Below are 6,741 nucleotides of genomic sequence, written 5' to 3'. Positions count from 1 at the left end.
GCATCGACCCGTGCGCGCCCCGGCCGCGGATCGTGATCTTGAGAGCGTCGCCCGCCGAGAGCACCGGGCCCGCGACCGTGCCGATCGTGCCCGCCGCCCTTGGCATGACGTGCTGGCTCAGCGCCACGTCCGGCCGCGGGACCCGCTCGAGCAGGCCGCCGTCGACCATCGCCCGCGCGCCGGCGGCCGTCTCCTCCCCCGGCTGGAACACCGCGATGTAGGTGCCCAACCACGCGTCCCGGTTCTCGGCCAGGATGCGGATGGCACCCAGCAGCGCCGCCGCGTGCGCGTCGTGGCCGCACGCGTGCATGACGCCCTGCGTCTCGGAGGGCGAGGCTCACCGAGTGGGCGCAAACACAGCGGTTCCGGCGACGCGTCCTGGGAAAACGTGGGCAGGTGTGACCGCGCGATGGGACTGCTACGCGGTGGGCGCGGTCAAGCTGACTTCTTGGCCGGCGTCTTGCGGGCGGTCGCCTTCTTCGCCGGTGCCTTCTTTGCGGTTGACTTTGAGGCTGTCGACTTCTTGGCCGTGCCCGAGCCGGAGCTGCCGGAGTCCGACTTGGAGGACGTCGACTTCTTGGCAGTCGACTTCTTGGCCGCGGCCTTTTTGGCGGGCGCCTTCTTCGCCGCAGCCTTCTTGGCCGGGGTCTTCTTTGCCGAGCTGCTTCCGCTCTTCTTGCTGGCGGTCTTCTTGGCGGAGCCGGAGTCCTCGTCGTCCTCGTCGTCGTCCTCGTCGTCGGCGTCGTCCGCCTTACCGCCCCGGTCCTTCACACTCGCCCGCAGTGCCGCGAGGAGGTCGGCCACCTCGTCGTCGCCGTCATCGTCCGACGACTCCTTCTCCTCCACCGTGAACGCCTCGCCGCCGGCCGCCTTGGCTTCGATCAACTCTTTGAGCTGATTCTGGTAGTCGTCCTCGTACTTCTCCGGCTCGAAATCCGCGGCCATGGTCTCGATGAGCGACGCCGCCATCTTGACCTCCTGCGGCCGGACCTTCGCCTCCTTGTCCAGGCCCTCCAGGATCGCCGGGCGAATCTCATCCGGCCACAGCAGCGTCTGCAGCATCAGCACGTCCTTGTACACCCTGAGGGCGCAGAGGCGAGTGCGGTTGCGCAGCGTGAACGTGCAGATGGCGAGGCGGTCCGTCTGTTGCAGCGCCTCGCGCATGAGCACGTACGCCCGGTTGGAGCGCGACGCCGGCTCGAGGAAGTACGCGTTGTCGAACGCCACCGGATCCACCTGATCCGCCGGGACGAACTCCGTCACCTCGATCTCGTGGTTCTGCTCCACCGGCAGGCTGGCCAGGTCGTCCTTGGTGAGGATGACCATCTCGCCCTCTTCGGACTCGTACGCCTTGGCGATGTCGGCGAACTCGACCTCCTCGCCGTTGTCGTCCCGCACCTTCTTGTAGCGGATGCGGACGCCGTCCTTCTTGTCCACCTGCCGCGCGTGCAGATCGTGGTCCTCCGTCGCCGCGTACACCTTGACCGGCACGTTGACCAGACCGAACGAGACCTCGCCCTTCCAGATGGATCGCATATAGGGAGTATGCGACAGATGTGGGGCGGCGGCAGCCGGACGCGGGGCGCTGAGCCACGCAGCGCCGATACCCGCAAGGCGCTCGACACCACATCTTCGGCAGTCGGTGATACCGCACGCGCGCGGGTGCCAAAGAACTTGCGTCTAGCACGTGCCAACGCCGGTGCGCAGTGGCGACCGATGGGCACCAGCGAATAGGCGCCATCTACAAAACTGCAGTTCAACGGCATGCCACACCAGCAAAACCGGGTGGGACACTCTGTGCTCCCTACTAGGAAAGGAAGAAATCAATGCCACGTCGATGTGAATGTGAATTGCTCGAGTATCCGGACTACCGGGCCTGCCCGGAGTGCGAAGAGGGTTCGTCCCCGGAGGACTACAGCGACACCACCCTGCGGATGCGTCGCTACAAGTCGGGGCGGTCGTACCTGCTCAGCAAGGGAACTGCTGCTAGCGCGACATTCGCCGGAGTCCTCGGCGCGTTGCTCACCTTCTCGCTCGTCCCCGAGGGTGAACCGTGGCGCCGCGCTCTGATGTCCGTCTTTGTTCTCACGTTCATGGGGGGTCTCGCCATTTTCCGTTCCCGAGCCCAACTCTCTGCTCCCGCAGCGACGTTGTTCTGGGGCCGCGTCGCGGATACGGGAGACGACGGCGAACTGCATCTGTCGCGGCCGGTGGCCAGCTGCCCTTGGTGTGACGAGAACATGACCGTTCGGCGATTCTTCACCAGCCGGGGGTACGTCGACGCCTGGGTGTGCAGGAGTGGCGAGCGAGAGCACCGCCTGCCATTCGACATGGGAGACTTCACCGAGTTCGCGGAGTAGCCCGCTCGACGGGGACTAACCGCGCGTGGCGAAGTCAGGATCCGCGCGTCGCAAATCTGCAGCAGCCGGTCGCCTGCGCGACCGGCTGCTGAGGCGCCACCTGGCGAACTGTTCCCCTGACCGCCGGGCGGCACCTCTGTGGCCATGGCAATTCCATGGCCAATCCGGTGATTCCGGCGATGAAGAGCATCCCTACGATCAGCGGCGAAGCCCGCCCTCGGCACTCCGCTCCGTGTAGCAAGTCCTATCCGCCTCGGAATCGATCGACGCTCTCGCCATAAAGTTCAGCACCGCCAGACCGGCGCCCGGGCCGACTGGTAGTACAGCTGCCGCCATGGCGCCCCCGGATCCCCCCATCGGCTCGCAGAGGTGGTCCTGGCGGTCCCCTTCCCAGAGAAACGGGCGCCGTGGGGCAGTCTCGGCTGTCCGCGCAACCTGTTCAACTGCGTGCCAGCAATACCGGCCCACCGGGCAGCGAATGAGGGCCGAGATCGCTCACCTCGTCGTCGTCACATAGTCACGGCGACCCCCACCGACGCGCCAGGCGGCGCCAGCCCACCGATCGGCCGGCGGCGCTGCCGGAGGCACCTGGGATGCTGTTCTCCATGCCCGCCGACGTCGCGCCCCTTCTCCTGCTCGTGGCGGCGTCGGCCGTCATCCTCGGGACCGTGCTGCAGCGGGTCAGCGGGATGGGGGTCGGGCTCGTGGTCTCGCCGACGCTCGCGCTGCTGCTCGGGCCCGTCACCGGCGTGCTGCTGACCAACATCACGACCGTCGTCTCCGCCGTGCTCATCGGGATCACGCTGCGCCATGACATCGACTGGCAGCGGTACCGCCGCCTCGCTCCCCTGATCGTCGTGGGGTCCGTGCCCGGCGCGCTCCTGGTCGGCGCCGCGGACCGCCATTGGCTCGAGGTGATCATCGGCGTCGCGCTGATCGGCACGCTGCTGACGACCGCGATGGTGCGGATCCCACCCATGAGCGGTCGCCTCCCCGCCGCCGCGGCCGGCACCGCCGGAGGATTCCTCAACACCGCCGTCGGCGTCGCCGCGCCCGCGATGCTCGTCTACGCGCAGGCCACCAACTGGCAGCAACGCTCGTTCGCCGCGACCCTGCAGCCGATCTTCGGGACCATGGGCCTAGTGTCCGTCCTGGTCAAGGTCGGACTCGGAGCCGCGCCGGTGTCCGAGCTGCCGCTGACCGTTGTCGCGCTGGTCGTGGCGATGGTGCCGGTCGGCATCGTCATCGGCGGCCTGGTCGCGCGGCGGGTGCCCGCGGCCGTCGGGCGCAAGGTGGCGATCGTCGTGGTCACCGTCGGCGCGCTCAGCCTGCTCGGGCGGGGGCTGGCGGGCGTGATCGGCTGAACCATCCCCCGGTCGGTGGGCGGGTGCAGGGGCAACCAGGCTCAAGGCAGAGTCGATCATCTCGCTGATTCGTCTACTACACACGCGGCGATCCTCCTATTGTCGAGGAACCCCTTAGTTCCCCTCACTAGGAGCGCCATGACTACCCAGACCATCGACATCCCGCACCTCGGCGGCTCGACCATCGGCTACCGGTTCGGCCGTGAGTACGACCCCTCCCTGCCGACCCTGGTGATGATCAACTCCTTCACCACCTCCGTGGAGCTGTACCGGCCGCAGTTCGCCAGCGACGAGCTCGGCTCCCGCATGAACCTGCTCGCGATCGAGCCCTACGGGCACGGTGCCACCCGCTCCCGCTACCGGCACTTCACCTACTGGGACAGCGCGATCGCCGCCCTACAGGTGATGCAGGCGCTCGACATCGACATGGCGTTCGCGCTGGGTACCTCCCAGGGCGGATGGATCGCCACCCGCATGGCACTGCTCGACCCCGACGCCATCCGCGGCATCGTCGTGGTGGGCACCTCCATGGACTACGAGAGCCAGGCCAGCATCGAGCGCGGCTGCTGGGACGGCTCCGGCTTCTGCACACCCGCGATCGACGCCCTCGCCGCCCCCGTCGGGGACGAGTGGGTCGTCGACGACGACTTTGTCCTTGGCGTCCTGGCCGCCGGCCTCGGCGACGACGTCTCGGACTCCGAGAAGCAGTTCTGGCTGGACACGTACCGCCGGAACTACACCGGCGACGACGGCCGGCACCGCCTCCGCACCGCGTCGGTCAACCTGCGCGACCGCGACGGCCTGGAGGCCCGCCTCGGCGACGTGGTGTGCCCTGTTCTCTGGCTGCAGGGCACCGCCGACGCGGTCTACTCCGTGGCCAACGCCGAGGACGGCATCGCCCGGTTCACCGGCTCACCCTCCGCCGAACTCCAGATCGTCGAGGGCGGACAGCACTTCCTCACCGCCTCCGACCCCCAGACCGCCAACGCCGCCACCCTGGCCTTCGTGGAGAAGTGGTCCTAGCTCCCGGCGACTGCGGCGCGTGCCGGTTCCGCCCCCTCGGCGACCGCGGGCCGTGAGAGCGGGGTGACCTCGTCGTCGTCGTAGTCTCACACCCATGTCTGAGACCGCCGACCTTCGTCAGGAGCTCGAGGCCGCCCGGGACCGGTTCGAGCACTACCGCATCTCCGTGAGCACGGCGTTCGAGGATCGGCCCGCCGGCGAGCTGGCCCGGGCCCTCGAGGCCGTGCTCCCGGACCTGGCGTTCCACGAGGGGCAGGCGTACGCCGCGACCGTGGCCCTCGAGCGGCTGGACGCCGGCGCCGACCTTGCCGCGGTGGCGCGAGCGCTGGACCTCGAGCTGATCGAGCAGCAGGCCGCGCGGCGCAGCACGGACTTCCTGGCCGGTGTCGCCAGGATCCTCGCCCGCGCGAGGCGGGACGGGGCGGTCTAGCGGGACGGGGCTGCCCGGCCGGGCGGCCGGGCGCGCGCCGGCGGGGCGGCCGGGGACAATGGGGGCATGGCATCCCCGGATCAGCGCGCACAGTTCGAGCTCCTCGCCCCGCTCCTGGCCCGCGAGGGCGTCGATGTGTGGACCGCGACCGTCGCCGACCTCGACGCCGGGATGGACCGCGCCAGGCAGCGCCACGCTGCTGCGGTCGCCCGGGTCCGCGCTGTGCTGGACGCCCACGCCCGCGACGACATCTCGGCCGCCGGCGCGCTTCTCGAGGAGCTAGAGCTGACCGCTGAGGCCACTCCCCCGCCGATCCCCGACGCGCTGACCGTGGCGACCCGCTTCGCCCAGCTCGCTCAGACGGTGGCGCCGCAGCTGCCGGTCGAGGTGATCGACGCCGTGCGCGACAGCGCGCGGCTGCCCGACGTCCCCGACGGCATGGCCGCCCTGTGCGAGGCGACCCTGCTCGACTGCGACGCCGCCACCGGCCTGCGCACCGTGATCCGCGAGCACGGGCCGGCGGACGCCCTCTACGCCGCCGCGGCCATGACCGCCGCCGTGTTCCGCCACTGGGCCCGGCACACCGGGCAGGAGATGGGCGAGCTCGTCAGCGCGCACGCGTGAGGGGCGGGCGCGAGCGGCCCATTCGCGGTGCCGCGGGACCCGCGCAGCTCACCGAGTGGTCGCAAAGGCAGCTTTTCGGACCGCTCGTCCTGCGAGAACGTGAGCGGGTGTGACCACTCGGCGGTCCCCGCAAGTCCAACTTCTTTGCGGTCGACTTCTTTTGCCGCGGCCATTTTGGCGGGCGCCTTCGTCGCTGCGACACTTCCGGCCGGTGTCTTCCTTGCCGAGCCGCTCGCGCTCATCGTGCTGGCAGCCCAACTGGCGGACCCGGTGCGCTCGTCGTCGTCGTTCCCTACTCGCCCCGGCGCTCGGCGCCCAGGTAGGCCAGCGCCGCCACCACCTGGGCGCGCGTGGCGGTGAGCAGCGTCGGCCCCTCCTCCGGCGCGAAGTGCGGCGAGTGGTTGGCCGGGATCTCTTGGCTCACCGTGCCGCGGGCGACCGCATCCCGGTAGCAGGCGGGGTCGACCGAGCCGACGGTCCAGTACGTGTACGGCACCCCGAAGGCGTCCGGGATGAGCGAGAAGTCCTCCGACGCCGTCACCCGGCTGGCCTCGTACACCGCGCGCGGGCCGAAGTGCTCGACGAAGGCCTCGGTGACCGTGTCCGTGACGGCCGGATCGTTGCGGGTGAGCGGGTACTGGTCGTAGTAGTGGAACTCCGGGTCGGCCGGGGCGCCGGCAGCCGCGCACTCCGCGCGGACGATGCGCTCGATCGCCGCGATGACCTGCTCGCGCACCGCCAGATCGTAGGTGCGGATGTTGAGCAGCAGCTCCGCCGAGTCCGGGATGATGTTGGCCTTGGCTCCCGCGGTGAGCGAGCCGACCGTGAGCACTGCGAACGTGCCCGGCTCCACCTCGCGCGAGACGACGGTCTGCAGCCGCAGGACAATCGACGACGCCAGCACCACCGGGTCCACCGCCGTGTGCGGCATCGACCCGTG

The 6,741-nt window shown here is 69.8% G+C and carries 8 protein-coding genes; 5 read left to right on the top strand and 3 right to left on the bottom strand.

Going from position 1 to position 6,741, the window contains the following annotated elements; translation table 11 throughout:
• Together G6R20_RS18105 and G6R20_RS18100 are read right to left on the bottom strand one after the other, a co-directional pair.
• A partial coding sequence (locus tag G6R20_RS18105) for a M20/M25/M40 family metallo-hydrolase (RefSeq protein WP_240341560.1) occupies window positions 1-310 on the bottom strand: 310 nt, incomplete at its 3' end.
• Window positions 311-435: 125 nt separating this feature from the next.
• Window positions 436-1,536 carry a Ku protein gene (locus tag G6R20_RS18100; RefSeq protein ID WP_163377251.1) on the bottom strand — a complete coding sequence of 367 codons (1,101 nt, stop codon included), beginning with the start codon at window positions 1,534-1,536 and terminating at the stop codon, window positions 436-438.
• Between the two features lie 290 nt (window positions 1,537-1,826).
• On the opposite strand from G6R20_RS18100, the gene G6R20_RS18095 reads away from it, so the two are divergent.
• The 5 genes from G6R20_RS18095 to G6R20_RS18075 all read left to right on the top strand — a co-directional run bounded on the left by G6R20_RS18095 (window position 1,827) and on the right by G6R20_RS18075 (window position 5,801).
• Window positions 1,827-2,360, top strand: coding sequence for a hypothetical protein (locus G6R20_RS18095; RefSeq protein WP_163377250.1), 534 nt, complete (start codon window positions 1,827-1,829; stop codon window positions 2,358-2,360).
• A gap of 605 nt (window positions 2,361-2,965) precedes the next feature.
• Entirely contained in the window at window positions 2,966-3,724 is a 759-nt protein-coding gene (locus G6R20_RS18090; protein ID WP_240341559.1) for a sulfite exporter TauE/SafE family protein, read from the top strand.
• Between the two features lie 138 nt (window positions 3,725-3,862).
• Window positions 3,863-4,747 (top strand): alpha/beta hydrolase, encoded by an 885-nt coding sequence (locus tag G6R20_RS18085; protein WP_163377248.1) that lies wholly within the window; start codon window positions 3,863-3,865, stop codon window positions 4,745-4,747.
• Window positions 4,748-4,841: 94 nt separating this feature from the next.
• Window positions 4,842-5,177: a hypothetical protein gene (locus G6R20_RS18080; RefSeq protein ID WP_163377247.1), complete on the top strand. Its 336-nt coding sequence runs from the start codon at window positions 4,842-4,844 to the stop codon at window positions 5,175-5,177.
• A 66-nt stretch (window positions 5,178-5,243) separates the two neighbouring features.
• Complete coding sequence (locus G6R20_RS18075) at window positions 5,244-5,801, top strand: hypothetical protein (protein WP_163377246.1); 558 nt, start codon at window positions 5,244-5,246, stop codon at window positions 5,799-5,801.
• Window positions 5,802-6,093: 292 nt separating this feature from the next.
• Here G6R20_RS18075 and G6R20_RS18070 read toward each other — a convergent pair.
• Window positions 6,094-6,741 (bottom strand): peptidase dimerization domain-containing protein (locus tag G6R20_RS18070; protein WP_163377245.1); only part of this gene is annotated, 648 nt, incomplete at its 5' end.

Source organism: Dietzia sp. Alg238-R159, from assembly GCF_900537145.1.
Lineage (GTDB): Bacteria > Actinomycetota > Actinomycetes > Mycobacteriales > Mycobacteriaceae > Dietzia > Dietzia kunjamensis.
This window is presented reverse-complemented; position numbering and strand designations above follow the sequence as displayed.

Coding starts and splice junctions, on each gene's coding strand:
- G6R20_RS18090 (WP_240341559.1), top strand. CDS start 2,966: ATGCCCGCCGACGTCGCGCCCCTTCTCCTGCTCGTGGCGGCGTCGGCC.
- G6R20_RS18085 (WP_163377248.1), top strand. CDS start 3,863: ATGACTACCCAGACCATCGACATCCCGCACCTCGGCGGCTCGACCATC.
- G6R20_RS18095 (WP_163377250.1), top strand. CDS start 1,827: ATGCCACGTCGATGTGAATGTGAATTGCTCGAGTATCCGGACTACCGG.
- G6R20_RS18100 (WP_163377251.1), bottom strand. CDS start 1,536: ATGCGATCCATCTGGAAGGGCGAGGTCTCGTTCGGTCTGGTCAACGTG.
- G6R20_RS18075 (WP_163377246.1), top strand. CDS start 5,244: ATGGCATCCCCGGATCAGCGCGCACAGTTCGAGCTCCTCGCCCCGCTC.
- G6R20_RS18080 (WP_163377247.1), top strand. CDS start 4,842: ATGTCTGAGACCGCCGACCTTCGTCAGGAGCTCGAGGCCGCCCGGGAC.